The organism is uncultured Maribacter sp. (assembly GCF_947500405.1).
Classification (GTDB): Bacteria; Bacteroidota; Bacteroidia; order Flavobacteriales; family Flavobacteriaceae; genus Maribacter_B.
On sequence record NZ_CANMRY010000067.1, the window covers coordinates 1 to 768 of the forward strand.

Here is a 768-nt window from a genome sequence, read left to right on the forward strand (position 1 = left end):
GTCTTGTATTCTTTTTACGTACCATAATAACAAATCTATTAATTTAGATTCGTTGCGTTAAGTTCTTGAGTACGCATCGTTTTGTTCAAATTACCCACAACGTTTACGTATATGAAATGTTGCGTGTTTGTGTGCGAGGATTTTCCGAAGGAAAATCAGATGCAAGCAAACAAAGCAACTCACATTGGTTAAGCACAAAATAGCAATTTTTTATATACTATGTTATGTGCTGGCTTTTATTCTATTCTTTTGTGATAACATAGGATTTCTCCTTTTTCTTCATCAAGAGTAACAGTAACTAACTCATTCCGTGTTATAGATAATATTGCTCCTTCACTTCTAAATAATTTGTCAGTTCCTAGTTCTTTCCTCCAGTATGCATTGTCAACATCATAATGAATAATTAATTCTTTGTTCTCAGAAAATTTCCATTTTCCAGTTTCACTCCAGTCACATTGCTGAGATTCATAATTTCCGTTTGTAAAGTATTGAATAGTGTCTTTACATTTAATTCCGAAATATTCTTTTCCGTCTTTAGTTTTATTTATTTTATTAACCCATTTTCCAACGATTAATTTGTTCCAATTCGTTTTCGATGTCTGAGTCTGTCCATATGTATTATTAACACATAGAAGAGTCAAAATAATAAATCCGATTGTTAATTTATAGTTCCTCATTTCAGCTTGCACATAACGTGTTTGTGTATGATTTCGTTGCGTGTTTAAGCACTAAAGTTAGCAAATAAATCACAGATAGAAAGTCCGCGAG

The 768-nt window shown here is 31.8% G+C and carries 1 protein-coding gene; it reads right to left on the minus strand.

Annotation, left to right across the window (positions count from 1 at the left end):
• Positions 1–236: 236 nt before the first annotated feature.
• A complete protein-coding gene (locus Q0945_RS16015; RefSeq protein WP_299436684.1) occupies positions 237–689 on the minus strand; it encodes a hypothetical protein in 453 nt (150 codons plus the stop codon).
• Positions 690–768 lie beyond the last annotated feature (79 nt).